24 protein-coding genes are annotated in these 26,694 nt (G+C 56.2%); 14 read left to right on the top strand and 10 right to left on the bottom strand.

What is annotated here, in order from left to right:
• Positions 1 to 56: 56 nt before the first annotated feature.
• Positions 57 to 644, bottom strand: a complete 588-nt coding sequence (locus tag OLX77_RS00675) for a TetR/AcrR family transcriptional regulator (protein WP_307631653.1) — start codon at positions 642 to 644, stop codon at positions 57 to 59.
• 153 nt (positions 645 to 797) lie between these two features.
• Between OLX77_RS00675 and OLX77_RS00670 the strand changes: the two genes are divergently transcribed.
• From OLX77_RS00670 to OLX77_RS00655, 4 genes are all read left to right on the top strand, one after another.
• The gene (locus OLX77_RS00670; RefSeq protein ID WP_307631652.1) at positions 798 to 1,691 is read left to right on the top strand and encodes a hypothetical protein; all 894 of its coding nucleotides are present in this window, start codon (positions 798 to 800) and stop codon (positions 1,689 to 1,691) included.
• A 237-nt stretch (positions 1,692 to 1,928) separates the two neighbouring features.
• A complete protein-coding gene (locus OLX77_RS00665; protein ID WP_307631651.1) occupies positions 1,929 to 4,112 on the top strand; it encodes an HAD-IIB family hydrolase in 2,184 nt (727 codons plus the stop codon).
• On the top strand, positions 4,112 to 6,508 hold the full coding sequence (locus OLX77_RS00660; RefSeq protein ID WP_307631650.1) for a sucrose synthase: 2,397 nt from the start codon (positions 4,112 to 4,114) through the stop codon (positions 6,506 to 6,508). The genes OLX77_RS00665 and OLX77_RS00660 overlap by 1 nt, the downstream gene beginning before the upstream one ends.
• Positions 6,509 to 6,575: 67 nt before the next feature.
• A complete protein-coding gene (locus tag OLX77_RS00655; protein ID WP_307631649.1) occupies positions 6,576 to 7,502 on the top strand; it encodes a mechanosensitive ion channel family protein in 927 nt (308 codons plus the stop codon).
• Here the strand turns inward: OLX77_RS00655 and OLX77_RS00650 are convergent.
• Positions 7,487 to 10,216 carry a hybrid sensor histidine kinase/response regulator gene (locus OLX77_RS00650; RefSeq protein WP_307631648.1) on the bottom strand — a complete coding sequence of 910 codons (2,730 nt, stop codon included), beginning with the start codon at positions 10,214 to 10,216 and terminating at the stop codon, positions 7,487 to 7,489. The genes OLX77_RS00655 and OLX77_RS00650 overlap by 16 nt on opposite strands.
• Positions 10,217 to 10,424: 208 nt before the next feature.
• Positions 10,425 to 11,213: a class I SAM-dependent methyltransferase gene (locus tag OLX77_RS00645; protein ID WP_307631647.1), complete on the bottom strand. Its 789-nt coding sequence runs from the start codon at positions 11,211 to 11,213 to the stop codon at positions 10,425 to 10,427.
• Between the two features lie 152 nt (positions 11,214 to 11,365).
• Between OLX77_RS00645 and kdsB the strand changes: the two genes are divergently transcribed.
• The 3 genes from kdsB to OLX77_RS00630 all read left to right on the top strand — a co-directional run bounded on the left by kdsB (position 11,366) and on the right by OLX77_RS00630 (position 15,626).
• Positions 11,366 to 12,139, top strand: a complete 774-nt coding sequence (kdsB, locus tag OLX77_RS00640) for a 3-deoxy-manno-octulosonate cytidylyltransferase (protein ID WP_307631646.1) — start codon at positions 11,366 to 11,368, stop codon at positions 12,137 to 12,139.
• A 249-nt stretch (positions 12,140 to 12,388) separates the two neighbouring features.
• Positions 12,389 to 13,318 (top strand): malate dehydrogenase, encoded by a 930-nt coding sequence (gene mdh / locus OLX77_RS00635; protein ID WP_307631645.1) that lies wholly within the window; start codon positions 12,389 to 12,391, stop codon positions 13,316 to 13,318.
• Positions 13,319 to 13,376: 58 nt separating this feature from the next.
• On the top strand, positions 13,377 to 15,626 hold the full coding sequence (locus OLX77_RS00630; RefSeq protein ID WP_307631644.1) for a gluconeogenesis factor YvcK family protein: 2,250 nt from the start codon (positions 13,377 to 13,379) through the stop codon (positions 15,624 to 15,626).
• Here the strand turns inward: OLX77_RS00630 and OLX77_RS00625 are convergent.
• Positions 15,611 to 16,174: a hypothetical protein gene (locus OLX77_RS00625; protein ID WP_307631643.1), complete on the bottom strand. Its 564-nt coding sequence runs from the start codon at positions 16,172 to 16,174 to the stop codon at positions 15,611 to 15,613. The two genes, OLX77_RS00630 and OLX77_RS00625, sit on opposite strands and share 16 nt — an antisense overlap.
• A gap of 306 nt (positions 16,175 to 16,480) precedes the next feature.
• Here OLX77_RS00625 and OLX77_RS00620 point away from each other — a divergent pair, with 306 nt between their 5' ends.
• From OLX77_RS00620 to OLX77_RS00595, 6 genes are all read left to right on the top strand, one after another.
• Complete coding sequence (locus tag OLX77_RS00620; protein WP_307631642.1) at positions 16,481 to 17,143, top strand: hypothetical protein; 663 nt, start codon at positions 16,481 to 16,483, stop codon at positions 17,141 to 17,143.
• Positions 17,144 to 17,220: 77 nt separating this feature from the next.
• Positions 17,221 to 18,117, top strand: a complete 897-nt coding sequence (locus OLX77_RS00615) for a hypothetical protein (protein ID WP_307631641.1) — start codon at positions 17,221 to 17,223, stop codon at positions 18,115 to 18,117.
• A gap of 523 nt (positions 18,118 to 18,640) precedes the next feature.
• Positions 18,641 to 19,030, top strand: coding sequence for a hypothetical protein (locus OLX77_RS00610; RefSeq protein ID WP_307631640.1), 390 nt, complete (start codon positions 18,641 to 18,643; stop codon positions 19,028 to 19,030).
• 142 nt (positions 19,031 to 19,172) lie between these two features.
• Positions 19,173 to 19,349 carry a hypothetical protein gene (locus OLX77_RS00605; protein WP_307631639.1) on the top strand — a complete coding sequence of 59 codons (177 nt, stop codon included), beginning with the start codon at positions 19,173 to 19,175 and terminating at the stop codon, positions 19,347 to 19,349.
• A gap of 75 nt (positions 19,350 to 19,424) precedes the next feature.
• Entirely contained in the window at positions 19,425 to 20,459 is a 1,035-nt protein-coding gene (gene rlmN / locus OLX77_RS00600; protein ID WP_307631638.1) for a dual-specificity RNA methyltransferase RlmN, read from the top strand.
• A gap of 46 nt (positions 20,460 to 20,505) precedes the next feature.
• The gene (locus tag OLX77_RS00595) at positions 20,506 to 21,036 is read left to right on the top strand and encodes a DUF2939 domain-containing protein (RefSeq protein ID WP_307631637.1); all 531 of its coding nucleotides are present in this window, start codon (positions 20,506 to 20,508) and stop codon (positions 21,034 to 21,036) included.
• Positions 21,037 to 21,170: 134 nt separating this feature from the next.
• Here OLX77_RS00595 and mscL read toward each other — a convergent pair whose 3' ends face one another.
• Both mscL and OLX77_RS00585 read right to left on the bottom strand, forming a co-directional pair.
• A complete protein-coding gene (gene mscL / locus OLX77_RS00590; RefSeq protein ID WP_371877478.1) occupies positions 21,171 to 21,584 on the bottom strand; it encodes a large-conductance mechanosensitive channel protein MscL in 414 nt (137 codons plus the stop codon).
• Between the two features lie 199 nt (positions 21,585 to 21,783).
• On the bottom strand, positions 21,784 to 22,950 hold the full coding sequence (locus tag OLX77_RS00585; RefSeq protein WP_307631635.1) for a PAS domain-containing sensor histidine kinase: 1,167 nt from the start codon (positions 22,948 to 22,950) through the stop codon (positions 21,784 to 21,786).
• A gap of 160 nt (positions 22,951 to 23,110) precedes the next feature.
• On the opposite strand from OLX77_RS00585, the gene OLX77_RS00580 reads away from it, so the two are divergent.
• Complete coding sequence (locus OLX77_RS00580) at positions 23,111 to 23,647, top strand: hemerythrin domain-containing protein (protein ID WP_307631634.1); 537 nt, start codon at positions 23,111 to 23,113, stop codon at positions 23,645 to 23,647.
• 14 nt (positions 23,648 to 23,661) lie between these two features.
• Here OLX77_RS00580 and OLX77_RS00575 read toward each other — a convergent pair whose 3' ends face one another.
• The 4 genes from OLX77_RS00575 to queD form a co-directional block, all read right to left on the bottom strand.
• Entirely contained in the window at positions 23,662 to 25,119 is a 1,458-nt protein-coding gene (locus OLX77_RS00575; protein WP_307631633.1) for an SDR family oxidoreductase, read from the bottom strand.
• A gap of 52 nt (positions 25,120 to 25,171) precedes the next feature.
• Positions 25,172 to 25,573, bottom strand: a complete 402-nt coding sequence (locus OLX77_RS00570) for a pyridoxamine 5'-phosphate oxidase family protein (RefSeq protein WP_307631632.1) — start codon at positions 25,571 to 25,573, stop codon at positions 25,172 to 25,174.
• Between the two features lie 70 nt (positions 25,574 to 25,643).
• Positions 25,644 to 26,300 carry a radical SAM protein gene (locus tag OLX77_RS00565; RefSeq protein WP_307631631.1) on the bottom strand — a complete coding sequence of 219 codons (657 nt, stop codon included), beginning with the start codon at positions 26,298 to 26,300 and terminating at the stop codon, positions 25,644 to 25,646.
• The gene (gene queD / locus OLX77_RS00560; RefSeq protein WP_307631630.1) at positions 26,290 to 26,661 is read right to left on the bottom strand and encodes a 6-carboxytetrahydropterin synthase QueD; all 372 of its coding nucleotides are present in this window, start codon (positions 26,659 to 26,661) and stop codon (positions 26,290 to 26,292) included. Before queD ends, OLX77_RS00565 begins: the two co-directional genes overlap by 11 nt.
• Positions 26,662 to 26,694 lie beyond the last annotated feature (33 nt).

Genomic DNA, 26,694 nt, shown 5'->3' with positions numbered 1-26,694 from the left:
TGTGGTCTTGTGGGGGCATTTGCGTCCGCCCCTGTGTTTGGTTTACGAGGGAGAAGTCACCGGTCCAGCAAGCCGGTGATGGCGGCAAGGAAATCGTTCAGGTCATTTTTTTCTTTGCTGACCCTGGAGATCATGATCGCTCCCTCCAAGGTCGCCACCACGGTTTTGGCCAAGAGGCGGGGTTGGCTGGCCGGCGGCAGCAACCCTGTTTTCCTTGCTTCCGCAAGATGCTCTTCCAGTATCTCGATCCAGCGGCTGAAAACCTCTTGGATAACCTGGGAAAAGTTCTGATTGCTGTCGGCCATCTCCAGGGCGGTGTTGCCGAACAGGCACCCCCCGACAAAATTGTTTTTTTCCTGTTCCCTAAAGATCGCCTTGCAGGAATTGATGATTTTTTCGACTGGGTCGCTCCCGGTGAGCGCTTTGGCGAGAAAGGAAAAGAATTCATCCTTGGCATCCTCAAGCACCGCGAGGCCGAGATCCTCCTTGCTGGTGAAATGGTAGTAGAGGTTCCCTTTCTTGACCCCGGTGGCCGCGATGACCGCGCTGATGCTGGTGTTGTGAAACCCCTGCGTCACGAGGATTTTCCGGGTTGTCTTCAGGATGTGCTCTCGGGTTTTCTCGCCCTTGCTGGTTGTGGACATTGCCTGCTCCTTGAGGGTAAAATAAACTGACCGTTTGGTACAATTTATCGCTGCTCCGCCTTATTGTCAAGGGCCAATCCGTCTCTTTTCTTCCCCGGACCCGATTCCCGATGCGGTATACTCATAGTGTAATCACACACTGGAGGGATTGCCATGGGGGGTGCGGTGCGTTTTCTTTTGCTCGGGGTCTGCTGCTGTCTGGTCGCATCGGTTGTGCCGGGCAGTGCCTTGGGCGGTCGGCCGGCGGAGCCGTCTTTTGCTTTGGCGCAGGGGCTTGCTGCCGCCCCATCGGAGGTCTGGCATCCGAATTCGGTGTCGCTGACGGTGTTCGGCAATGTCTCCCTTGCCGATCTCTCTCTGCCGGGTCTCGCCGTAGTGCTTGGCCTTGCCGATGGCTTCAATCCCTGCGCCATGTGGGCCTTGGTCTATCTGCTTTCCTTGCTCGTCACCTTGCAGGAGCGCAAAAAGATCTGGCTGCTGGTGGGGTCCTTTGTCCTCGCCTCGGGGGTGCTCTATTTCCTCTTTATGACCGCCTGGCTCAATGTCTTCCTCTTCATCGGTTTCTTGCGGCCGGTGACCATTGTCATCGGTTGCACCGCACTGGTGGTCGGAGTGCTGGACCTGCGCTCCTTTGTTATGACCCGGGGTGCGCCGGTCTGTGCGGTGGGCAACCCCGGATTCAAGCAGCGGACCATGGACAGGATGGAGCGCCTCGTTGCCGCGCCGGTTTCCCTGGCCTCCCTTTTGGGCGTTATTGCCCTGGCCTTTACGGTGAACACCATCGAGTTTGCCTGCTCGGCCGGATTGCCCGCCGTCTTCACCCATACCCTCTCCCTGCGGCCGCTCTCTGCGTTTCAGTACTACGGCTATATCCTGCTCTATGACTTTTTTTTCATGCTCGATGACCTCATTATTTTCTCCCTGGCCGCCTTTGCTTGTGAAACCACGCTCGGCAGCGGCTATGCCAAATACGGTAAGCTGCTGGGCGGCGTTGTCCTGAGCGGACTCGGTCTGGTTATGCTCCTTGCGCCGGAGATGTTGCGATGATCGGTTGTTTGCCTCTTCTGACCCTGCAGGCGAAATTCCGTAGCAGATAAGCGGCCTGGATAGTGTGTGCGAGAAAAGTGACAAAAAAATTCCCCCCCTGTTTGCTCAGTAATACCGGCGCAGAGAGCAGATCTTCCCCCCTCGGCCGCATGAAAAAAAAATCCTTTCCTGTTACCCTAGTATGATCCGTAGCGGGAATAGCCCTTTTCGTAAGAAACTATGACCGGGAGGTACTGTGTGAAAACGTCAGGAGTATACATCCAACTTTTTAGTGTGCATGGCTTGGTTCGGGGAACCTCCTTGGAACTTGGCCGCGATGCGGACACGGGCGGCCAGGTGAAGTATGTCCTGGAATTGGCCCGCGCCCTTGCCGCCCGAGCCGATGTTGCCCAGGTTGACCTCATCACCCGTTTGATTGTCGATAAGGGGGTTTCCCCGGATTATTCCTGCCCCATCGAGCCAATTTCGGATAAGGCGAGGATCGTTCGCATCCAGTGCGGCGGCCGCAAATACATGCGCAAGGAGCTGCTCTGGTCCCATCTCGATGAGATGGTGGATAAGACCCTGAAGTTTATCAAGAGCTCCGGCCGGGTGCCGGATGTCTTCCACGGCCATTACGCCGATGGCGGCTATGTGGCCGGCGAACTGGCGCGCATCTTCGGCTCCCCCTTTATCTTCACCGGCCACTCCATGGGGGCGCACAAGAAAAAGAAGCTGCTCTCCGAAGGGTTGACCGGCGAAGAGATCAACCGGCGCTACCATATCGACCACCGCATCTTGGTGGAAGATCGGATCATCAAGGATGCCGAGCAGATCTTCGTCAGCACCAACCACGAAATCGAGCGGCAGTACAGCCTCTATCCCAATTTCGGGGCAGGCCAATATCTGGTGAATCCGCCGGGGATCGACGTGGAGACCTTCTATCCCCATTACGCGCCGCACCTTGATGCGGATGCCGGCGACGAATCCACCCGGCAGGCCAGGGTGGTGCTGCTCCGGGAACTCCACCGTTTTTGGGTTTCCCCGGAAAAGCCTTTTATTCTCGCGCTCTGCCGCCCGGACCAGCGCAAGAACATTGCCGGCTTGATCACCGCCTACGGCGAGGACAAGGAGCTGCAGGCCATTGCCAATCTGGCGATCTTTGCCGGAATACGTAAAGATATCGCTGAAATGGAGGACAATGAGCGCAATGTCCTCACCGAGATGCTGCTCCTCATGGACCGGTACGACCTCTACGGCAAATTGGCCATCCCTAAAAAACACGACTTCTCCATCGAGGTGCCCGAGCTGTACCGGCTCTGCGCCGACAGCTATGGGGTCTTTGTCAATCCCGCCCTGGTGGAACCCTTCGGCCTGACCCTGATCGAGGCCGCCTCCTGCGGCTTGCCCATTGTCGCCACCCATGACGGCGGGCCCACCGATATCATCGCCAACTGCGACAACGGGATCCTCATCGACCCCACCAAGAGTCGGGAGATCGGCTCCGCCTGCAAAAAAATCCTGGTGGATAAAGAGTTGTGGCAGCGGTATTCGCAAAACGGCATCAATCGGGTGCAGCGCCATTATTCCTGGTCCTCGCATTGCGATCGGACCCTTGAGGCCATTGAAAAAGTTATCTCCCAGATGCCTGCCGTGCCGAAAACCCTGGAGGGTGTGAGAAAAACCGCCATCGGCAAGCGGCTTGCCGAGGTGAAACGCATGCTTATCAGCGACATCGATAATACCCTGATAGGCGATGACGCATCCCTGCAGCAGCTCCTGCCCCTGCTGAACGCCAATGTCGAGAAGCTCTGCTGGGGGGTATCCACCGGGCGTTGTCTGGCAAAAACCATTCAGATTCTTGAAGAACATGCGGTGGAGCGGCCGGATATTCTGATCTGCTCGGTGGGCACGGAAATTTACTACGGCGCCACTCTTTCCCCGGATAAAGGGTGGCACCGGCATATCGCCTATCAATGGCGGCCGGAGGTGATCAGGGAAAAACTGGGGCGTTTGGCCTTTCTGGAAATGCAGGAGCCGGAAAAACAAAAACCCTTCAAGGTCAGCTATTACATGGAAGACAATCCGGAATTGCTTGCCAGGGTGCATGAGGTTCTCCAGATCAACAAGATCCGCTATCATCTCGTCTATTCCCACGGCGAGTTTCTCGATATCCTTCCCTACCGAGCCTCCAAGGGCAAGGCGATCCGCTATCTGAGCTACAAGTGGAACATCCCCCTGGCCGATATCATGGTCTGCGGTGATTCCGGCAACGACGAATCCATGCTCCGGGGAGACACCAACGGACTGGTGGTGGCCAATTACAGCAAGGAGCTTGAGAAGCTGAAGGGAATGCGGCGGATCTATTTCAGTAACAAGGCATATGCGGCCGGAATCATCGACGGTCTGCGGCATTACGATTTCATAGGAGGAGACGATTGATGCCCGATACTCTCGCCAATTTCATTGATGAGCAGGAAATCCCCCTGCTGCTCGATTTTCTTTTTTCCATTCCCGCCCCGGAATCTTCGATCTTGCTGCGAAACGATATCCTGCTCGCTTTTGAGATCTGGGCCGGCGAACAGGGCAAGGGGGAAGAGCTCCCCGGTTCCTGGCGATTTCTGCGCAAGGTCCAGGAGATCCTTTGCCTGCAGGAAGAGCGGATTGTGGTCTATCGCCACCGGAAAGCCAGCTGCCGTATTTATGCGATCAGGCAAGAGAGCGAGCAGCTCTTGCCCCTGAGCGCCCGCAATTTTCTTGCGGTCAAGGAACGGCTGGTGAACCCCAATCTCCCCGCGCAGCAGCGGACCATGGAGTTGAATCTCGCCCCCTTTTACGATTATGGGCCAAGCCTGAAGGATCCCAATACCATCGGCCACGGCATCAAGCACCTCAACCGCTATCTCTCCACGAATCTGGCCAGTCAGCCGGATAAGTGGCAAAAGGCGTTGTATGAATTCTTGAAGCTCCACCAGCTCCATGGGGTACAGCTCCTGCTGGACGGCGGTAAAATCCGCAACGTCGAGGATCTGGAAAACGCACTGGAATACGGGATGGACATGGTGGAGCGTGCCAGCGGCCGCGAGGACATGTCCCGCTTACAAAAAAAGCTCGGGCATCTCGGATTTTTGGCTGGTTGGGGCAGCAGCCCGGAACGGATTATCGAGACCATGCATCTCTTGCAGGACATTATCGAACAGCCCAATGAGGAGACCATCGAGGAGTTTTTGGCCAGGATCCCCATGGTTTCCAAGGTTGCCCTGATCTCCCCGCACGGCTGGTTTGCCCAGGAAAATGTCCTTGGCCGGCCGGACACCGGCGGGCAGGTGGTGTACGTGCTGGATCAGGCCAAGGCCCTGGAGCAGTTTCTTGCCGAGGATCTGCGGAATTCCGGGCTGGATATCGACCCGATGATCCTCATTGTCACCCGGCTCATCCCCGAAAATGAGGGAACCACCTCAAACCAGCGGCTGGAAAAGGTGTGGCAGACCAAGAACGTCTGGATCCTGCGGGTGCCCTTCCGGGATGCGGACAACGAGGTGGTGGGGCACTGGCTTTCCCGCTTCCGGGTGTGGCCCTATCTGGACCAATTCGCCATCGATGTCGAAGAGGAGCTGCGCCAGGAATTCGGCGGCCGGCCCGATCTCATTGTGGGCAACTATTCGGACGGCAATCTGGTGGCCACCCTACTTTCTCAGAATATGGGGGTTACGCAAAGCACCATTGCCCATGCCCTGGAAAAATCAAAATATCTTTTCAGCGATCTCCATTGGGAAAATTTTGAAGGAGAATATCATTTTTCCGTGCAATTCATGGCGGATCTCATGGCCATGAACCTGGCGGATTTTATTATTTCCAGCACCTCCCAGGAGATCATCGGCACGGACCAGGTGATCGGCCAGTATGAGTCCTACCAGTTTTTTACCATGCCCGGGTTGTTGAATGTGACCAGCGGCATCAATCTTTTCCACCCCCGCTTCAACGTCATTCCGCCCGGGGTCGATCCGGCAACCTTTTTCCCGAACAGCCAACACAAAAGAAGGGACCAGAAGGCGAGCCGGGAACTGGAAGAGCTCCTCTTCGGCCGGGAGGATCAGGACTGCCTCGGCTGCCTGGCCCGGCCGGAGCTGCCGCCCATCTTCTCCATTGCCCGGCTGGACCGGATCAAGAACCTCACCGGCTTGGTCGAGGCCTACGGCAAGAACCGGGAGCTGCGGGAGCGGGCCAACCTGATTGTTATCGCCAGCGTCGTGGATCCCGAGCGTTCCCGGGACGGCGAGGAGGCGGCGGAGATCCGCAAGATGCACCGGATTCTCGAAGAGTACGACCTCCACTCCAGCGTTCGCTGGGTCGGCAAGTTGCTGGACAAGCGCGCCACCGGAGAGGCTTACCGGATCATGGCAGATCGCCAGGGCGTCTTTGTCCAGCCCGCCCTCTTCGAGGCGTTCGGCCTTACCATTCTCGAGGCCATGCATTCGGGGCTGCCGGTGTTCGTCACCATGTTCGGCGGGCCGGTGGAGATTGTCGAACACGAGAAGTCAGGCTTTCTCATCAATCCGACCAACCATGAGGCAATGTCCGCCCATCTGGCTGACTTTTTTATCCGCTGTACGGAAAGCCCCAAGTACTGGGCAACAATTGCCAAGGCCGGGCTCAAAAGGGCCCAGAGCAATTTTACCTGGGAGCTCTATTGCCGGAAATTGACCAGGCTGGCCAAGGTGCACGGTTTTTGGCGTTACTCGCAGTCCGAGCACGCCAAGACCCGCATGGCCCAATGCTGGAATCAACTGTACCATCTCTACATCAAGGCGCGCGCCGCCGCCATTGACCGCCAGTAGGGAGAGGAGTGTTCAAGAGCAATACACCCGAAGGGTTCGGGCAATCATACCTGCGGGGTAAGAGATTATGAGCTTTGTAAACGAATATCTGGGAATCATCGAATGGCAACTGCTCGCCAAGAGCAGTTTACGGGTGGTGTTCATTCTTGTTATGGCCTGGTTTTCCAGGTCGATCCTCGACAAGGTCCTGGGGAGCCTGAAAAACCGCCTCTACGAGCGGGGCTTGGCCGCGCACGAATCCCCGCTCGAGTCCGGCAAGCGGGTGGAAACCCTGATCATGCTGGTCCGCCAGGGCGCCCTCATTGTCCTCTGGCTGATCGTGGGTCTGCTCATCCTCAAGGAAATCGGCGTCGAAATCGGCCCCTTTCTCGCCAGCGCCGGCATCGTTGGCTTGGCCGTGGGGTTCGGCGGCCAGAATCTGGTCCGCGATGTCATCTCCGGGTTTTTCATTATCCTCGAAAATCAGATCCGGGTTGGGGATGTGGCGATCATCAACGGCAGCGGCGGGCTGGTGGAAGAGATCAATTTCCGCACCATCGTCTTGCGGGATCTCGGCGGGGTGGTGCACATCTTCCCCAATGGGACGATCAATACCCTCAGCAACCTCACCAAGGAATGGTCGGCCTATGTCTTCGAGATCGGGGTGGCCTATAAGGAAAATACCGATGCGGTGGTCGCGATTCTCGCGGAGGTGGGGAGGAAATTGAAAGAGGATCCGGTCATCGGCCCGATGATCCTAGAAGAACCCGAGATCTTCGGGGTGGATAAGCTGGATACCTCCGCCGTGGTTATCAAGGGGAGGATCAAAACTGTGCCGATCCAGCAGTGGGAGGTCGGTCGCGAGTTTCTCCGCCGGGTCAAGCTGGCCTTTGATGCCAGCGGCATCGAGATTCCCTTCCCGCACCAGACCTTGTATTTTGGCGAGGCAAGTAAGCCGGTGGCGGTGCAGCTGCTGGAGCGGGCGCAGTCTGGAGCCTCTTACCCTTCCGGCTGAGCCAACACCTGCCGCAACACCCTGGCCAGTTCATCGCGCAGCACCGGTTTCATCAGCAGCTTCCGGATGCCGATATCCCGGGCCTTTTCTTCATTGATGATCTCGCTGAAGCCGGTGCAGAGGACGACCGGCAGCTCCGGCCGGATGGCCATGAGCTGCTGGGCCAGCTCGGCTCCGGTCAGGTGCGGCATGGTCATATCGGTGAGCACCAGATCGAAATCAGCCGGCTGCGCCGCAAAAAGCTCCAGTGCCTGGCGGGAGTCGATGCAGGTGGTCACCCGATAGCCCAGCATCTCCAGAGTTTTCTGCATCATCTCGACAATCACCTTCTCGTCATCCACCACCAGGATGTGCTCATGCCCCCTGGGCAAGGGGGCCTGCGTTGGCGCGATTTTTTGCGCCCCTTTTTGCTCCAGACACTTGGGAAGGTAAACGTGGAAGGTCGTGCCCTTGCCCGGTTCGCTGTAAACCGTGACATGACCGCCAAGACCGGTGACAATCCCATGCACCATCGAGAGGCCCAAGCCGGTCCCTTCCCCCTTGGCCTTGGTGCTGAAGTAGGGTTCAAAGATCCGTTCCAGAAGATGATGCTCCATGCCGCAGCCGGTGTCGCTCACCTCCAGCCGCAGATAGGGGCCGGCTTTGAGATGCAGCTCGGTGATATATTCATCGCTGCCGATCTCCACCTCGGTCAGGGAAACGGCAAGGATGCCGCCGCTTTCCCGCATGGCATGGTAGGCGTTGGTGCAGAGATTCATCACCACCTGATGGATCATGGTCGGGTCGGCCAGAACCATGCCCTCGCTGGCAATATTCTGCTTGATTTCGATGGTGCTGGGCAGGGAGGAACGGAGCAGTTTGAGCGCCTCCTTGATTGCCAGGTGGATCTGGTAGGGGGTGCGTTCCTGTTCGGTCTGCCGGCTGAAGGTGAGGATCTGCTTGACCAGATCCCGTGCCCGTCTGCCTGCCTTGAGCACCTCCTGGGCCAGCTCTTTCAGCGGGCTCTCGGGGGGGAGGCTTTCGATGATGATCTCCGTATAGCCCAGCACCGGGGTGAGGATGTTGTTGAAGTCATGGGCGATGCCGCCGGCCAGGGTGCCCACCGCTTCCATCTTTTGGGCCTGCCGCAATTGCCGTTCCAGCGTTTTCAGTTCGGTGATATCCCTGGCGATATAGATAATGCTCAGCAACTCGTTGTTCGGGCCGCAAACCGCGGAGGAGGAGACGGAAAAGGTCTTGGCCAGATTCTGATGTTCAATCTCCGCGCTATGGGCGTTGAGATCCTTGGCGGTGCGCACGGCCGGGCACCCCTCGCAGGGTTGGCTGTCGCCATGGAAGAGCTCGTAGCAGAATCTTCCCTTCAACTCCTCGGGCGTAAGGCCGAGCATGTCGCAGGCCTTGCGGTTGGCCCGGAGGATGCGGAGATCCCCATCCAGGATGGTGGCGACATCGCCGATGGCGGCAAAGGTCCGTTCCCACTCCTCTTTGGCCGTAAGGAGCTCCTGTTCTCCCTTCTTGCGTTCGGTGATATCGGTGATGGTGCCCACATGGCCGACCACCTGGCCGTTGCTGTTCAGTTCCGGTCTGGTCTGCCCCCAAACCCAAGTGATTTTGCCATCCGGGCGCAGGAATCGGTATTCGGCTTGGAATTTTTTTGGTCCCTGTTCGCTCCGCTCCCACTCTGCCTTGATCCGGGCGCGGTCTTCCGGATGGAGCGCCTGGGTCCAGCCATCCCGTAAGGCCTCGGACAAAGTGAGGCCGGAAATCTCCAGCCAAAGGTCGTTGACATAGAGGCAGTCGCCCATGGCATCGGTGCGAAAGATGCCGACCGGCGCAAGTTCGGCCAGGGTGGTGTAATGGGCCTTGGCCTGATTGGTCTCGATGTTGGCTTGGCGCAAACGGAGAAATGGCTCGCGGATGCTGACCACGAAAATAGCGCGATAGATCAGGGCAAAGGCCACGATCTTGTACAGATGGCCGAGCAGATTGAAGATGTCGCTGACATCGGTATAGAGGGTGAAGACAAGTTCGCTGAGGATGGTGACCACGGCGGCGCCCGCCAGATAATCGGCCTGGATGGCTTTATGATCCCGCCACGCCTTGATCATGAAGAGCACGGCCGGGATCAGCAGCAAGCCCATGATCAGGTATTCCATGGAGATCTTGAAGGGGGTCAGTCCTTGCCCTTCGATGAAGGTGTGCGGCCAGACCTGCGGCTGGTAGAGCGCCAGCCAGAAGACCAGCCCGACCACGGAGAGATTGGCGGCCAGCAGCCAGTAGCGGAGTTGCGGCTGGCGAAATGGTGTCCAGGGCAGAAAGGTGATCGCCACCATGGTCAGGGCAAAGAGCAGACGGGCTGCCAGCCAGAAGTTCAACCCTTTTTCAGTGCCGGCCGGGGTGATAAAGTCCGGCATGCCTTTGAAGGAGAGGAGGTGGCCGAAGTCGAGGAGGCCGACGGCGAGCAGGCCGCAGGCCAGGACAAGCAAGGGAGCCGGCCGTTCGCTGCTGTAAGCATTCCAGGTGACGGCGAAGATCAAGCCGGCGATGATGATGGAAAAGGTCTCGGTCGTGATGTGTACCCACAACGCCATGATCTGGCTGCCCTGCGGCATGGCAATGGGGGGGAGCTTCCAGACCAGAATAAAGAGGAAGGTCAGGAGGAGGAGCAGGGGGCCAACCCGTCTGAAGGGGGTATTAAGGGTGGGGGTAAACATGCGCATCACCAGTCAGAGGGTATGGGCTGTCGAGCCGTGGAAAAACAGAGAAAATGAAGAATGGATGGTGGGGCAGCGGCCATGGATTCTTCTCTAGTTTCCGACAAAAAGGCACCTGTTGTCCAGATAAAAATGGCTGCATTGAGACGCGGCGGGCAGAGATGGTTTGCCTTTGCGTGCAGGCGGGTGGCGCGGGGTGTTAGGCGGTTCAGGGGGCTGGTGGCACCAGATAGACATCAAAGCGGCTATTCTTGCCGCCGAGGCTGAAGTTGGCGGCGGGTCCGGTCAGGGGCGGGGCCAAGCGGGGCCGTTTCACCACCACTCTTTTGCTGGCCACGGTCAGAGCGGCGGTGAGCAGCGCATCGCTGTCCTGGTCATCTCCCACCAGCAGCCGGATAAGCCGCATCTCTTTTTTGACCAGGGCGCTTTTGCTGCGGTGCGGGTACATGGGGTCGATGTACACCACCTCGGGTCGTTTCCCCTGCCAGTGCGTCAGGATCTCCAGGCTGTCGCCCAGCATAAGAGTGAGCCGGGCCATGATTCCGGCCAGGCTCGGCGCCGCTTGTGCCCGCGCCATCCCGTCCGCCAGCAGGGCGGCCACCACGGGAGAGCGTTCCACCATCCGCACCGTGCAGCCGAGGCTGGCGAGGATGAAGCTGTCCCGGCCCAGACCGGCGGTGAGGTCGAGCACCGATGGCGGTTGCGCCCCCTTGATGCCCACGGCCCGGGCAATCCCCTCCTTGCGGCTGCTGGTGTGCTTGCGGCGGTACTCAATGGCGCCGCCGATGAAATCAACATACAAAGGACCTTCCGCGCCCTTGTCGGTCTGGCGCAGCTCCAGCCGCTCCGGGCTCAGGGTGAGCAGCAGGGGGGGAGGCGGGGTTTCGTTTTCGTAAATCGGCAGCCCCAGCTCCGCGGCCAGGCTCGCGGCTTTCCCGGCCAGGCTCGGCTCGGCAGCACTGACGGCGATGGGGTTTTTCTCAGCGGGGCTGGTCATGGCGGCTGGCGATTGGATTCCTGGTTTGGAGGAGGGAAGGGGATGGGCGACTTTTTCCCGGTGCATCATTTCCCGTACATGGTATAGTCAAAAGGTTTTTTTGCGGGCCGGGGTTTTCCGGCCAAACAGCACCACATACAGCAGAGAAGATAATGGATACCCAGCATAAAGCACAAGCCAAAGTTGTCGCCATCATTCCGGCCCGCTACCATTCCAACCGTTTCGAGGGCAAGCCCCTGGCCAAGATCGCGGGCAAGCCCATGATCCAGCACGTCTACGAACGGGCTCGTGCGGTGGCCCTGCTCTCCCGGGTGGCGGTGGCCACCGACGACGAGCGGATCGCCGAGTGCGTCCGCTCCTTCGGCGGCGAGGTGGTGATGACCCGCTCCGACCATGTCTCCGGCACCGACCGGCTGGCCGAGGCCGCCTCCATCATGGAGATCGCTGAGCAGGACGTGGTGGTGAACATCCAGGGCGACCAGCCGCTTTTCGAGGCGGAGGTGATTGCCCAGGTCGCCACCCCGCTCCTCGAAGATCCGGCCCTGCCCATGTCCACCCTGATCTACAAGATCGTGCGCCAGGAGGAGATCACCGACCCCAACCACGTCAAGACCGTGTTCGACCGGCAGAACAACGCCCTTTATTTTTCCCGCGCCTCCATCCCCTTTCAGCGCAACCCAGAGGAGCCGGAGGTGCCCACCTACTACAAGCACCTCGGCTTTTACGCCTACCGCAAGGGGTTTCTCCTCACCTTTGTCGGGCTGCCCGAGGGGGAGTGGGAGCGGTTTGAAAAATTGGAGCAGCTGCGGGCCCTGGAATTCGGCTACCGCATCAAGGTGGTGCTCACCGCGCACGATTCCATCGAGGTGGATACCCCCCAGGATCTGGAGCGGGTGGAAGAGCTGATCCGCAGAGACGGCAAATAACGAGTTTGACCCAGCATGGTCCGGTGGGAAAATTGCAGACGATAAGAAAGTCCCTTCTCCCCCCGGAGTCCCCCTCTCCCCATGCGGGAGAGGGATAGGGTGAGGGGGAACGTGCAGAGTCTGAGGTGGTTGGCAACCTCACCCACCCCCCAACCCCCTCCCGTCGAGGGAGGGGGAGTTTAATGCGAAAAGTCAACCGGACATTATTGAGATTACCTACTGTTAACCATATAATTTGAGGGAAAAGAGATGAGAAGAAACAAGATCACCATCATCGGCGCGGGCAATGTCGGCGCCACCGCCGCCCACTGGGCCGCCAGCCGGGGCCTGGGCGATATCCTCCTGTTGGACGTGGTGGAAGGCGTGCCCCAGGGCAAGGCTCTGGATCTGCTGCAATCCGGGCCGGTGGATGGATTTTCCAACCGGATCACCGGTTCCAACGACTTCGCCGATCTGGCCGGTTCCGACGTGGTGATCATCACCGCCGGCCTGGCCCGCAAGCCGGGGATGAGCCGCGACGATCTCCTGGCCAAGAACGTGGCCATCGTCAAGTCCTGTGCCGAGCAGGTGGCCAAGCATGCCCCGGACTGCGTCTTGATCGTGGTCACCAACCCCATCGACGCCATGGTCTACACGGCCTTTAAGGTCACCGGCTTCCCCAGGGAGCGGGTGATCGGCATGGCCGGGGTCCTCGATTCCGCCCGGTACCGCACCTTCCTGGCCGAGGCCTTGGGTGTGGCGCCCCGCGACGTGAATGCGCTGGTCATGGGCATCCACGGCGACAATATGCTGCCGCTGATCCGGCTCGCCAATGTGGCGGGGGTTCCGGTCACCGACCTGTTGTCTGCAGAGGAGCTGGCGGCCATCGTCCACCGCACCCAGCACGGCGGGGCCGAGATCGTCAACCATCTCAAGACCGGCAGCGCCTTTTACACCCCGGGTTTGGCGGCGGTGGAGATGGCCGAAGCGGTGCTCACCGACAGCAAGCGGGTCTTGCCCTGTGCCGCCTATGTGGAGGGTGAGTTCGGCTTTTCCGGCTGCTTCCTCGGGGTGCCCGTGGTCTTGGGCGACAAGGGGGTTGAGCGGATCATCCAGTTCAAGCTCACCGACGAGGAACAGAAGGCCATGGCCGAGTCCGAGACGGCGGTGCGCAAGCAGATGGCTGCCACCGGTCTGTAAATAAGCGGCAAAGGTGCAAGGCGCATCGCCTTGCACCGCTTTTTCGCGGAGAAGCGTATTGACTGAATCCCTGTCCGTCAACGAGTTGATTGCCCGCCAGGCCGAGGCGCGCTTCGGTTTGCTCGATCTGCTGCCCGAGGGCGATCTGGCCGAAAAGCTCATCGCCCTGGCCCTGTCCGGCCCCCCGCCTGCCCCCCCGGGCATGGCCACGGAGCTGGCCTGTCTGACCGCCGCCCTGAACGCCACCCAGACCAAGGATGTCCGGGTGGTGGTTTTCGGCGGCGGCACCGGGCTTTCCAACCTCATCGGCGGCGACAGCCGCAATCCCCTCTGGCCCGCTGATCCCTTCCAGGGACTGAAGGAGGTTTTTCCCCAGACCCGGGCCGTGGTTTGCGTCACCGACGATGGCGGCTCCACCGGCGAGCTGCTCAAGGATCTGCCCCTCATTGCCCTGGGCGATCTCCGCCACGTGCTCCTTTCTTCCATCCGCCAGGCGCAGCTGCACCAGCAATACGATCTCGACGAGCAGGAAGCGCTCCTGGCCTGCCGGGAGATCCATGCCCTGTTCAATCACCGCTTCACTGCCCGGCCTGCTTCGTCCCGTGATCTGCTCCGCGATGCGGGCGTGGATCTGGCTTTGCTGCCCCAAGGTATGGGGCAAGGGCTTTCGCACCTGCTCGAAGCGCTGTTTTCCGAGCCCCGTTTGAACCTGCAGCTCGACCGGTCCCATTGCCTGGGTAATCTGCTCCTTGCCGCCAGTATCCTCATCCGGCATGACGAGGTGGCGGGGATCTCCCGGCTGGCGGAACTGATCGGCGCCAATCCCGAGGCGGTCTTTCCCTGCACCACCACCCCGGCCCGGCTCAAGGTGCTCTACGCCAACGGCGTGCTGGTGAGCGGCGAGTTCAAGTCGGGCCAGGTCCGGCGCGGCTATCCGGTGGACCGGGTCTTCGTGGAGTATGCCGCTGCGCCCCAGGCCCCGCCCCAGGTCCTGGCTGCCATCGCGGAGGCGGATATCATCCTCTTCGCTCCGGGCAGCCTCTTTACCAGTATCGTCCCGATCCTGCAGGTGCCGGGCATTGCCCAGGCGATCCGCGATAACCGCTGGGCGCTTAAGATGCTCGTTGCTAATCTCTGGATCCAGGCCGGGGAAACCGACATGGCCCACGACGATCAGCAAAAGCGGTTCCATGTCTCCGATCTGCTTGCCGCCTATCACCGCAACATCCCCGGCGGGATGGAGGGGTTGTTTGCCCAGATTCTCGTCCTCGGGCTGGGGGATATCCCCGGTTCTATCCTCCAGAGCTACGCCCTGGAAAACAAGGTGCCCATCTATCTCGACCGCGACAAGGTCCGAAAGATGGGTTTTGCTCCGGTGGAGGCCCGGCTGTACGATCAGGCGGATATGGAGCAGCGGCGGGTGATCCAGCATGATCCCGCCTCCCTGGCCGCGGCGGTGCGGGTGATGTGGGCGATCCGCGAATCCTTGGGGAAAACCGAAGCCAAGCGGCTTCCCGGCTCAGGCGGCGGGGTGGAGGTACTTCTCGATCCCCACGGCCAGACGGCGAGCCAGCGTTTTGGCGCGATCCGAAAACGGCTGCATGCTCTGGCCATTGCCCCGGAGCTGCAACCGGTGCTGGCCGAGATCTTCTGGCGGCACGGGGATATTCCCCTCAGCCATCTCGACGGGGTGGCGGGCATCGTTTTGCTGGATCGGGAGGAATGGGGGCGGAACCTGGCCTGGGATACCATCCTTTCGTTTTATGATCCACGGGACCGGATGATCAAGATCCGCAAGGATATCCTCGGTGAACCGGAGCAGTTTGAGGTGGGGCTGTTGATCGCCTTGGGCCAGTCATTGCTGGGCAACTATGCCAAGGAAAAACGAAGGCTGCCCGTGGAGCGGGAGGGCGAATCCTTGGGCTATGAGTTTCGCTTGCGGCTGCGGCCGGAAACGGAGTTGCGCTCTTTTTTTAGCCCGGAGGAATTGGCCCAGTTTCTCGGCCTAGTGCGGATGCGGCAGTCCACCAGCGATCCCAATCTCTATACCCGGCTGGTCAACGGCGACGAAGGGTTCACCCCGCCGGGGTTGCTCTTCGGGTTAACCTATGCCTGGTACCTGGACAACCGCCATGTCTGCCATATCGAATACAAGATGTCCATCGACCGCATGACCTCCTGCGGCCTGATCCCGGAGCAGAAACGGATCGCCGGGCGCAGACAGGCGATGATCGATTTCTTCCGCACCGTGGTCTTCCGCTACAACGCCCCGCAGTTGCAGCCTTCCGCCGCTCACGCCTTGGGCTGAATCAAGGGCAGGGGATCGATCAGCACGATGCCGGGGTTGCGCCAGAGGGTCGGCCACTCCAGCTCCGTAGCCCGCCAGCCCGGCGCCAGCCAGCCAAGGGAGAGGTGGAGATGATCCGGCGGGGCCGAAGATCCCCGCACCTTGCCTGTTGCAACCGTTGCCAGCGGTTTATCTGCACAAACCTGCGCTCCGCATTCCACCAAAGGGTGAACATGGCCATAGAGGGAAACAAGCCTCCACCCCTGCCCATCCATCACCGAATGCCGGACCACCACGGTGCTGCCGAGAAAATCGTCGAACAGCGCAATCACCTCACCATCCCAGAGCGGCGGAATCAGACCCTGCTTCGGCAGCTCCTGCCGCTGTCCATCGCGGTCTGTCAGAAAGAGCAGGTCAATACCTTCGTGCGGGGTTTGGCGGGAGCTGTGTTTCCACCACGCTTCGGTGTTCTGAAAGAGCATGCCGGGGAGGAAGAGCCAGCCGGGGCATACTCCGGCAAGGTGGTTCAGGTTCAGGAAGGTGCTGGTAAATTGGGAGTCCGGGATCATGGGTATTGGGTCAGGCGAGGAAGAAGGTGAGGTGTCGAGGCCGGTGTTTTGTTCAGGCCATTCTCAGGATAATAATCTTGAATTGCTCTATGGTGTCAGGTAGAGATATAACACCCCCGGATAATTTTAGCCGGAATTATGTAGCCAGCTCGATAACACCCCCTTGCGGGGTGGATATGTGGCTATTTAAGTGAAAAAATGCTCAAAACTTGCCCGGGAAAATCAATTAAAGGGCCAGAAATCGAGCAGAAAAAAACAACTCGAGCTAGCTCGATAATATTATTGTTAGCCTAAGAAAATAAAACTATGTCTCTCTCTTCAAAATTTATTGATTTACTTAGGGATAAGAACTGCCGAGATTTATTAATCAATAACTCGGAAGTAATATTAGACCAAATTTGCGAAGATGAACTTATTAAATCAATCCCCATAATTAGTAATTTGACCAATACAGGGAAGGCAGTATTAGCATTTAGAGATAGATATCTAATAAGAAAAATAGGAATATTCCTTAATCAAATAAATTCGGTAGACCAAGAGTCTTTAAGCAAATTTCTCGAGAAATTGGATAAAGAGGGTTACCGAAAAAAGGTTGGGGAAAAACTTCTCATACTTCTTGATAAAGCAGATGATGACGAAAAAGCCAAGGTAACAGGCGAGTTATTCAAGAGATATGTTAGTGAAGAGATATCAAAAGACACATTTGAGCTGCTGTGTGAGGCAGTTAATAAAACATTCTTTTTCAACTTACACCATTTACGCCATGGACATGTAAACCCTAACATAATGGTTGATATTGGGCCATTTTTCCTCCCGTACAGAATGGTGAAAATTGATTTAGAATATATAAAACACAATCCTGACGCACTTTTTGGAGAGCACGTAAAACCTGATCACATTAGTCAAAGCTACACGTTAACGTTCTGGGGAAAAGAACTCGTAAGAATCCTTAACGAAATATATGGCTAACAATGTGCCCCAGGGGGAAAATTTGGCCTCCGGCCAATTTTCCCTGAGCGCTGTCGTTAACTGACTAAAAGGAAAAAATGATTACCTACTCTCAACTTTGGTCAATACAGGAACCGATTCTCGCGATGGCTGGAGTCATTGAGGGCTATTTGCATTTTTCAGGCCGATTAAGGGATTGGCGGAATTTTACAGCAGATTGGTGGGTGAACTTGCAGCTTATAAAATGGAGTGATCGTGATCAAATAAACGCAAAGTTCCTCGAATTCTTTAATCTAGTATATGGTGAAAAGATATTTTCATTTCGGCGTCTAATCTCCGCGATCGTTAGCTCTATTCTTTTTACCTTTATATTTTATATTATACTCACCCGCATTTCGATATACCTCGGAGGGTTTGAATATATAGATCTCTCCAAGAATAATTACTTTTTCGAATGGCTCGGCTATTCTGATGGTGTTATCGAGAAGTTAAATCATATTTATATTGCAGCCGTTCTTTTCGACTCATCAGGCATTAATATACTCCCAGACTTCGTATCAATAGCGGAAACTGGGTGGATATTGAAAAAAGCAACAGAAAAAAACGCGAATCTTCCAGCGCTATTTATACTCGACCTGTTCTTAACTTCGCTCATTTGGTTTGCGGGGCATGCTAGTGGGACGCTCTATTCGGCATATATCCTTCCTGGAGATCTTGCTCTTTTGAGCTTGGAGTGTATAAAAAACGATTATTCCCTAATTCAAGGCAATGGAAGTGTCTGGCTTTCGTTTATATTGACTACGTACACTACATCAATTATTTGGTTTTGCTTTGTTTTTTCTATTCTTTTCATCGGGGGCGCAAAAAGGCTGTCCAAGCGTGCAGTTGTTATTCTTGAAACGAAGTGGGTTTTTGAGCTGCCAGTTTTAACCATTGTGGGGCTTCTTTGTTTATTATCCTGGCCAATATTATTTTTCGTTAGAGTAATCAGCTAACAAGGTACTGCACCCAACGCTACGGTTACTACCGCTCCCTTCGCGCGGGTGAGCACAAACGTTATGTGCAATTATGAGACAATAAACTGAAAAATTTATCTAAGCGAGTCAGGGAGATTCTTATCGAAGAAGGTATACAGGAAAGCCTTCCGTCATTTATTGGTCATAAGTCAACAAGAATCCCTTACATTCATGGTTTCCCGAAAAATTGTTGTGAGTTTGCATCATACTTGTTAGGGGCTACTGCAAATAAATTATATCCTGAAAGAAACATATTGTTGGTTACTGGCACGTATAGAAATGAAAGCCATTTTTGGCTATCTATTGACAATTTAATCTACGATATAACTATTGACCAATTTCCAGATCAATCCAAGCCATTAATCGGATCAAATGAAGAATATAACTACGGAGCAATTCCACAAAACAAAGTCAATATTATTGAGAGTTTCTCAACGTGGGATCAGCCTTGCAAAACGGATTGGCTTAATTTCATACTATTAAAAATAAACAGGATAAAAATATGAAGTATTTTCTTGCACTATTGCTGTTACTTTTAACTGTGTCTGCACATGCGGAAAATATAACTTGTTCAATAGACGGCATGTTTATGCATACAATTATTGGTTGGGATACTGTTAGCGGTAAAGCCAAACTTTCAGACTTTATAGATCGTTCTGTTGAAGGTAATCTTGTTTATTCTAGAAAGCACGATGATGGATACGCTCATAATATTATTTTTCATTTTAATAACAAAAAAACGTATGGAACTGACATGGCTGAGTTTGTTATTTACCCCAAAAATAAAAAGGGGAAGCAACAGATTCTTGGCACGGCATTTATTGTAAAAGATGGGGAAAAACATGTGGATTATTCTTATGGAATGCACGACATACAGTGCCAATCACTCTAAATGATACAGGCAATTAAAAATAATAAATGATCACATAACCAATAAATCAAGCGGTACTATGTGGACTGTGGTTCCTTGCCCATTGTTTAAAACGTTATGTTTACAAAACCAAACAAGAGAAACAGAAACGGGAACAAAACCTATGTCAAAAGATGATAACAAAGAAGTGGTCACAACCGATGAACTTGTGATGGCGCAAATGATTCGGCTCGATGCAATCGCACAGTTGCTTATTGAGAAGGGGGTTGTTTCAGAGGAAGAGTTTTATAGCAAGCTGAAGAACGTTCAGGCGCAGTATCAGAATGTTTCAGAGTCTTGAAAACAGGCTCTGTTTTGGTACTGATTCTGACGTGTCTGGCATTGGTAACATGTTGATATTGCAAAGAGATATTTCTTGAAACAATCCTTTTATGATCTGAGTTATTCTGATTTGGAAATGGTTCTCGGTCAGAATGATTTGAACCACTCGGCCGCATCAATTCTTTTTAATTGGCATTACAAGAAAAAAGAAAGTTCTCAATGCCAGGAGAAAATTGCAAAAGGCGCCTTGGCATTTTTTCAGGATAATTTCGACTTCTCTCTCCCCGAAATCGATACGGTTCATGAGTCAAAAGATCGGACCGTAAAATTTCTTTTTACGCTTCAAGACAATCACAAGATTGAGACCGTCCTTATCCCGTTTCATAATAAATATTCTATCTGTCTTTCCTCGCAGGTTGGCTGTGCGATGAATTGTTCTTTTTGCTCTACCGGAAAACAAGGTCTTAAAAGGAATTTGACCACAGGTGAGATTGTTGGCCAGTTTCTCCAGGCTTGGCGTTGGTTGGCGAAAAACAGGGTTGGAGAAGAGAGGATTTTAAATATTGTTTTTATGGGCCAGGGCGAACCGTTACATAATTTTGATGGTGTCAAAAAAGCGTGCGAAATATTCTTGTCACAACACGGCACTTCAATTGGGGTTCAAAAGATTACTATTTCCACCTCTGGTTATATCCCCGGACTTCAAAGGTGGAGTCGGGAAATCCCCGGGGTGAACCTTGCCTTGTCTCTTCATTCGCCCTTTGAAGAAAAGCGAAGCGAGCTTATTCCCATTAATCGGAAATATCCACTGGCTGAAGTGTTGGCCTGTATTGACCGGATATCTTTAAGCAGAAAACAATTTGTTACCTATGAATATATTTTGATTAAAGATTTTAATGATTCTCCTGAGGATGCTGAAAAACTGGGCACCATGCTGGCAGGGAAAAGTGCCTATATAAACCTGATTCCCTTTAACGCCTTTCCCGGATCGCAGTACAAGCGGCCGAATCTGGATACAATTGAAAAGTTTAAAGAGGTTTTGGATACGTTCAAGATCCCGACCTTAATAAGAAGTGCCAAGGGCGATGATGTCTTGGCGGCATGTGGACAACTCAATTCCGAAAATTAAACCAAAAAAGATGGCGGAAACGTCAAACAAACCAAGGATGATGAACATGAACAAAAAAATTACGAACGCTATCGCCGCACTGCTTGTCGTGCTCGTTGTATGGTTTTATTGCACCCCGTATCTCACCGTGAACGGTATGCGCTCGGCAGCCGAGGAAAAAAATGCAGCCAAGCTTTCCGGCTACGTTGATTTTCCGGCGGTAAAAGAGGACTTGAGGACAACCTTCAATGCGAAGCTCTCTGCCCAGTTGGGCAAGGAGAAGGGCGAAAATCCTTTTGCCGCCATGGGCGAAGCGATGGCCGCGGCTTTGATCAACCCGATTGTCGAGGCGTTGGTGACGCCCGAGAGTCTCGCCATTATGATGGAAGGGGATAAGGAGCAGGCGCAGCCTGCCGGGAACGAGAGCAAGTCGTCCGAGTCAAAGCCGGGTACCGAGACCTCGATGGCGTATGAGGGCTTGAATCGTTTTGTCTTTACCGTAACGCAAAAGAATGAAACCGGAGAGGCCATCGGCCTGGTCTTCCATCGCGAGGGGCTCTTTTCCTGGAAGCTCGCCGCCTTGCGCCTGCCCATTTAAGACCCGCATTCCCTGCGCAACCGTTACGCCTGCCGGTGTTTCCTGCGCTGGGCATCCCCCTATGCAAGCAGAAACAAAACCTTCGCGGCTGGCTCCGAAAAGGTTTTGTTTCTGTCTGCCAACTCTTGCATCCCTTACAGCTCCGAGGTGCACTGCGGGCAACGCACTGCCTTGAGCGGGATGGCGGAGCAGCAGTGCGGGCATTCCTTGGTGGTCGGTTCCGCGATAACCGCTTCCTCCTTTTTCTTGAGTCGGTTCATCTGCTTGATCAGCATGAAGATCGCGAAGGCCACGATGGTGAAATCCAGGATGGTGTTGATGAACACCCCGTATTTGAGGGTGATCGCCTCCGCGGTCTCGCTTTTTTCCCTGAGGGTGAGGACCAGGTTGGAAAAATCCACATTGCCCATGATTAAGCCGATCGGCGGCATGATCACGTCCTGGACCAGGGAGCTGACGATCTTGCCAAAGGCGCTGCCGATGATGATGCCGATTGCCATGTCCACCACGTTGCCGCGCATGGCAAACTCTTTGAATTCCTTCAGTATTTGCATGTTTTTCTCCTCGGGTATGGAGGTGTTGCGGGCTGCGGGTAAGCACGCAAGGGATTTGCCCTTTGCCCTTCCGGTAGTGGGGCAAAGAGCTTTAAGAAGCATCGCATTTTTTTGGGCAGGGTGTCAATCTCTCTCCCTGCCGCGTTGCACGGCAAGGTTGGTGCAGGCAGGGCGTAACCAGGGACGGCCAGCCTCAGGAAGAGGCTGCCTTGATGTTGCGGGGGCAGCGGAAGCGGAAGGTGGTGCCGTTTTCCGGCGAGGAGGTGAAGCTGACCTTGCCTTTCAGGTAGCGTTCGCCCAGCAGCTTGATGCTGTAGGTGCCCAAACCCCGCCCCGCCCCCTTGGTGGAGAAGGAGCGCTGGAAGATCTGCAATTGTATTTTTTCGGGCATGCAGCCGTGGTTATGGACCCAGAAGTCCAGGCCGTTTTCGGCCTGCTCGCAGCCGATGCGGATCATGGCCTCCGGGGGGGAGGCCTCAATGGCATTCTTGGTCATGTTGATCAGGATGCGGTGCAGGAGGCGCGGGTCGGTGAAAAATTCCGATGCCACGGCATCGGCGCTGATTTCCACCCTGCTGGTCCGGCCGTTGTCGATATTGTTGTAAAAGGCAACCACCTCCTCAAGCAGGGCAAGGCTAGCGCAGGGTTCGCCCTGCAGGTGTAGGTCGTTGTTCTCCGCCGCGGCCAGGGCGGATTGCGCCTCGACCTCATCGGCCAGCCGATGCGCATAGCGGTGCAGAACATCCTGAAACTGCCTCTTTTTTTCCTCATCCAGTTCTTTCTGGCAGAGGGTCCGGCTCATGCCCACCATGCCGGTGGCAATATTGGCCACATCGTGGAAGAAGATGCGCTCCAGGGCCCGCCGCCTTTTTTCATGGGAGATATCGGTGAGAAAAAAGAGATAGAGATTGTCGTTTCCGCCGGGAAAAGGCGCGGTCTGCACCCGGAAGTCAAAGGACTTGCCGCTGCCCGCCTGCCTGATCCGGCATTCCTGGGCATCGCCGTTTTCCGGCTGGTGCAGGAGAAGCGGGGGAGTGGCTTTGGCCGCGCCGCAGGTGGAACAGAAGACGGTGGTGCCGCAGCCCAGAACGCTTTGCACGGCACGCTCGCAAGCCAGGGCGTCCCCGGGTTTTTTCCCCAGCACCTCGGCAAGGGATGCGGCGCCAAGAAAATGCAGAAAAGCCTGGTTGGCAAAAACGATTTGCCGGGTATGATTGAGAACCAGGACAAAGCCGGGGAAGGCATTCAGAACGTCCAGCAGTTGACGGTTGCCGCCGATGGCTTGGCTCAGGTTTTCGATTTCAACCCGTGAGCAGCGCGGCTGCTGGGATGTTTCGGAAGGACAGAGGTTTTCGTTCATGTTTGGCGGCAAGGTCTTGTGTCGGTTTGGTTTTGGCTGCGGAGGTATTGTGCCGGTCTCGTGCGTTGCTGGTGCCGGTAATCTTATCCCTGCAATCTCTTTTTGCAAAGAAAAAACAATTCGATAGCCCATTGGACACCGGAAAAAAGGAGAACAGCACATGCAAGCACGCGGACCGCTCATGATAGAGCACCGGCTCATTGAACGGATGCTCGCCGTAATTCAGGACGCCCTGGTAGAGGCAGGGGAAAGCAAGAAAATCGACCCCGTGTTTGTTGACATTGCGGTTGATTTTGTCCAAACCTATGCCGACCGCGCCCACCACGGGAAGGAAGAGGATATCCTGTTTCGGGACTTGAAGACAAAGGGGCTGTCAGAGGCGGACCAACGGGTCATGGACGAACTGATTGAAGAGCATGTGTTCGGCAGGATTACAACCAAGGCGTTGGTCGAGGCAAATACCCGCTATCGAAACGGGGACTCCTCTGCCCTGGAAGAGATTGTCAGGTGTTTGCACACCCTGGTGGATTTTTATCCCAAGCATATCGAAAAAGAGGATACGGTGTTTTTCCCCGCCTCCCGTGCGTATTTTTCCGAAGCCGAGGACCAGGCGATGCTGGACGAATTCTGGGAGTTCGACCGGAAAATGATCCACGAAAAGTACAAGGCCGTGGTCGATGGCCTGGCCGGGAAATAGTCCGGGCCGCCTGTTCAGCCCCGGGGGGCGACGCTCTTGTTGGCGGCTTGCGCCACGATTTTTTCGGCAAGATTCTTGAACACCAGTTCGTGAAAGGGCAGGACCGCATACCAGTACACTCTGCCCAGCAACCCGCGCGGATGAAAATGGGCGGTCTGCACCAGCCGGTCGTCCTGGATGTCGAACTCAAGCCAGGCCTTGCCCGGCACCTTCATCTGGGCCACAAGCAGAACCCGTTTGTTTTCCTTGAGATCGGCCACCTTCCAGAAATCAAGGGCATCCCCCATCCGCAGTTCCTTCTGCTGCCTCCTCCCGCGGTTCAGGCCATAGCCGCCGCTCAGCTTGTCCAAAAAACCCCGAATCTGCCAGAGCAGATTGTAGGCGCCCCAGCCTTCGGCGCCGCCGATCCCCTTGATTGCCGCGTAGACCAGGGATCGGTCCAGCCCGTGCAGGGGGATCTCCCTCCGGTCCCGCAGGATGGGGGCGCCGGGGTTGTCCTGGTGCAGGATGTCGCAGAACGGCTCCGTGGAGCTGTCGCACCAGCGGCTGATGACCAGGTCCTGCTCCAGCTCAGCGATGGCGGCCTGCACCGCGCTTTCATAGCTGCGGGGCGTTATCTCGGGGAAATGGCGTTGGGCATGGTCGTTCTGAATAACGGTTTCCGATTTGAGCCCCTCCACCAGGGCGGCGGCCATGCGGTAGGGGATGGGGGTAAAGAGGATCAGCCAGAAGGAGGAGAGGCGCGGGCTCAGCACCGGCACCGGCAGGAGCAACCTTCGCAGCCCCATGACCTTGGCGGCCCGGAGCATCATCTCCCGAAAGCTCATGGCTTCGCCGCCGATGTCCACCACCAGATCGCCTTGGACCTTTACGGCGATGGCCGCTTCCAGATAGGCGAGCACGTCGTCCACCGCCACCGGCTGGGTGCGGGTGGTGACCCATTTCGGGGTTACCATGAGGGGCAGTTTTTGGAGCAGGTTGTAGATGATCTCGAAGCTGGCGCTGCCCGCTCCGATGATGATCCCGGCCCGAAACCAGATGGTTTGCAAGCTTTCCGGGCGGGCACTGAGGAGTTCCCCGGTTTCGATCCGGCTCAGGAGATGGCGGCTGGCGCTTTCCTTGACCCCCAACCCTCCCAGGTAGACGAGCCGCTTCACCCCGGCTGCGATGCAGGCGTCGCGGAAATTGACGGCGCTTTGCCGGTCGCGCTCTGCAAAATCCTGGCCCGAGCCCATGGAGTGGATGAGGTAGAAGGCGACCTCGATGCCGGAAAGGGCTGCGGCCAAGGCCTCGGGGCTGAAGGTGTCGCCCTCCACCACCTCAACCCTGGCGAGCACCTCGGGCCGCACCTTGTGCCGGTTGCGCACCAGCAGCCGGAGGGCTAGTTCCGGGTGGTTCAGCAGCCTGTCCTTCAGACGCCGGCCGATGTAGCCGGTGGCGCCGGTGATCAAAACCTTGCAGGGGTCGGCCATGCGGTACTCCTCGGATTGAAGGGGTCACGGCAAAAGGCGGTGGGGTTTTGGCTCAGGCAAAAGGGATCTTGGACGGGTCGTCCCCGAGCAGCGGCAGGATTTTCTCAATGTCGAAAGTGACCAGAAAGGTCGGTCCGTGTGCCTTATCTTCCGCGGCGGAGAGGTGTCTTCGCATCATGCTCTTGATTTTTTCGGCATCGGTTTCTTCTTTGGTTTTTTTCAGGAAAAGACGGACCCCGCGGGAGCTTGTTCCTTCTTCGACGAAAAGGAAGGTGGCATGGGGGTTTTCCTGCACATTCCGGTGGGAAAGCCTTTCGCGCATGATAAAGGCGACGGAGCCGTCCTCCTGAACATGGGGGGTGCTGTAGATTGCCGCATCGACTTTGCCGTCACTGCCGGCCGTGGCCAATACTCCGCGGCCGGGGGTGTTTTCAAAATAATCTTGCATCTTCATGGTGTTTTCCTTTTGAGTGTTCATTGATCCGGGACTGGAAGACAAAGGGGACGGATTTATTTTTGCGCTCTCACACCCCCCGCTTCATTCCCGGCCAGAGCAGGGTGTGGAGCTGGAGCTGGAGCCGGGCCGGGAGCCCGTCGTCCATCAGCCACTGGGCCAGTTGGGCGGGGGCAAGGGCGTCGATCACCGGGGAGAGGATCAGCTTGGCCCTTGCGGCCAAGCGGTGTTCGCTGATCATCCCCTTGGCCCAGTCGTAATCGGGGCGGGAGCTGAGCACGAATTTGAGCTCGTCCTGGGGGGTGAGCAGCTCGAGGTTGGAGAGATCCATCTTCTCGGTCATCCCGCTGTCCGGGCATTTGAGATCGACGATTTTGATCACCGCCTGCGGCACCCGACCAATGGAGAGGCTGCCGTTGGTTTCCAGCAGCACGGTGCGGCCCGCGGCAAGCAGTGCGTCCATGAGGGGATAGACCGCTTCTTGCAATAACGGCTCGCCGCCGGTGATCTCGATCAGAGCGTTGGGGTATTTGGCCGCCTCGGCGAGCAGAGCCTCAATGGTTGTGAGGCTGGCCGGTTCTTCGTAGGTGTACTTGGCGTCGCAGTAAGAGCAGCGCAGGTTGCAGCCGGAGAGCCGGAAGAAAAGGCAGGGGTAGCCCGCAAAGGACGACTCCCCCTGGATGCTGTAAAAAACCTCGGAAAGCTGCAGGGGCGGCTCACCCCTCACGGTAGGTCACGCAGCAGTTCTCTGTTTCGCAGACCGTGACGCTGTAGGGCCGGTAGCGATCACAGGTCAGCGAATCCTTGAGGGTTTCGAAGATATAGGCGGCGATGTTTTCCGAGGAGGGATTTTTGTTTTGGAAGGCCGGATGCTCGTTGAGATCGCGGTGGTCCAGATCCTCCATGATCACGTTCACCGCCTTTTTCAGGGCCTTGAAGTCGATGCCCATGCCCAGCTCGTCGAGCTCGGTGGCGCGGACGGTTACCTCCACATGCCAGTTGTGGCCGTGCGGCCGCTCGCAGTTGCCGGGATAGTTGCGCAGATGGTGGCCGGAGGAAAAATGGGTGCGGGTGAAGATATCGTACATGGGAAAACCTCTTCATTATTGGAAAAGTTCGTT

Source organism: Thiovibrio frasassiensis (assembly GCF_029607905.1).
GTDB classification, from domain to species: Bacteria; Desulfobacterota; Desulfobulbia; order Desulfobulbales; family Desulfurivibrionaceae; genus Thiovibrio; species Thiovibrio frasassiensis.
The sequence above is the reverse complement of the archived record's forward strand: the minus strand, read 5'-3'. Positions and strand labels throughout refer to the sequence as shown.

Excerpts from the sequence above, each read along its gene's own strand:
- OLX77_RS00675 (WP_307631653.1), bottom strand. The coding sequence starts at position 644 with ATGTCCACAACCAGCAAGGGCGAGAAAACCCGAGAGCACATCCTGAAG.
- OLX77_RS00670 (WP_307631652.1), top strand. The coding sequence starts at position 798 with ATGGGGGGTGCGGTGCGTTTTCTTTTGCTCGGGGTCTGCTGCTGTCTG.
- OLX77_RS00660 (WP_307631650.1), top strand. The coding sequence starts at position 4,112 with ATGCCCGATACTCTCGCCAATTTCATTGATGAGCAGGAAATCCCCCTG.
- OLX77_RS00655 (WP_307631649.1), top strand. The coding sequence starts at position 6,576 with ATGAGCTTTGTAAACGAATATCTGGGAATCATCGAATGGCAACTGCTC.
- OLX77_RS00650 (WP_307631648.1), bottom strand. The coding sequence starts at position 10,216 with ATGTTTACCCCCACCCTTAATACCCCCTTCAGACGGGTTGGCCCCCTG.
- OLX77_RS00645 (WP_307631647.1), bottom strand. The coding sequence starts at position 11,213 with ATGACCAGCCCCGCTGAGAAAAACCCCATCGCCGTCAGTGCTGCCGAG.
- kdsB (WP_307631646.1), top strand. The coding sequence starts at position 11,366 with ATGGATACCCAGCATAAAGCACAAGCCAAAGTTGTCGCCATCATTCCG.
- mdh (WP_307631645.1), top strand. The coding sequence starts at position 12,389 with ATGAGAAGAAACAAGATCACCATCATCGGCGCGGGCAATGTCGGCGCC.
- OLX77_RS00625 (WP_307631643.1), bottom strand. The coding sequence starts at position 16,174 with ATGATCCCGGACTCCCAATTTACCAGCACCTTCCTGAACCTGAACCAC.
- OLX77_RS00620 (WP_307631642.1), top strand. The coding sequence starts at position 16,481 with ATGTCTCTCTCTTCAAAATTTATTGATTTACTTAGGGATAAGAACTGC.
- OLX77_RS00615 (WP_307631641.1), top strand. The coding sequence starts at position 17,221 with ATGATTACCTACTCTCAACTTTGGTCAATACAGGAACCGATTCTCGCG.
- OLX77_RS00610 (WP_307631640.1), top strand. The coding sequence starts at position 18,641 with ATGAAGTATTTTCTTGCACTATTGCTGTTACTTTTAACTGTGTCTGCA.
- OLX77_RS00605 (WP_307631639.1), top strand. The coding sequence starts at position 19,173 with ATGTCAAAAGATGATAACAAAGAAGTGGTCACAACCGATGAACTTGTG.
- OLX77_RS00595 (WP_307631637.1), top strand. The coding sequence starts at position 20,506 with ATGAACAAAAAAATTACGAACGCTATCGCCGCACTGCTTGTCGTGCTC.
- OLX77_RS00585 (WP_307631635.1), bottom strand. The coding sequence starts at position 22,950 with ATGAACGAAAACCTCTGTCCTTCCGAAACATCCCAGCAGCCGCGCTGC.
- OLX77_RS00580 (WP_307631634.1), top strand. The coding sequence starts at position 23,111 with ATGCAAGCACGCGGACCGCTCATGATAGAGCACCGGCTCATTGAACGG.
- OLX77_RS00575 (WP_307631633.1), bottom strand. The coding sequence starts at position 25,119 with ATGGCCGACCCCTGCAAGGTTTTGATCACCGGCGCCACCGGCTACATC.
- OLX77_RS00570 (WP_307631632.1), bottom strand. The coding sequence starts at position 25,573 with ATGAAGATGCAAGATTATTTTGAAAACACCCCCGGCCGCGGAGTATTG.
- queD (WP_307631630.1), bottom strand. The coding sequence starts at position 26,661 with ATGTACGATATCTTCACCCGCACCCATTTTTCCTCCGGCCACCATCTG.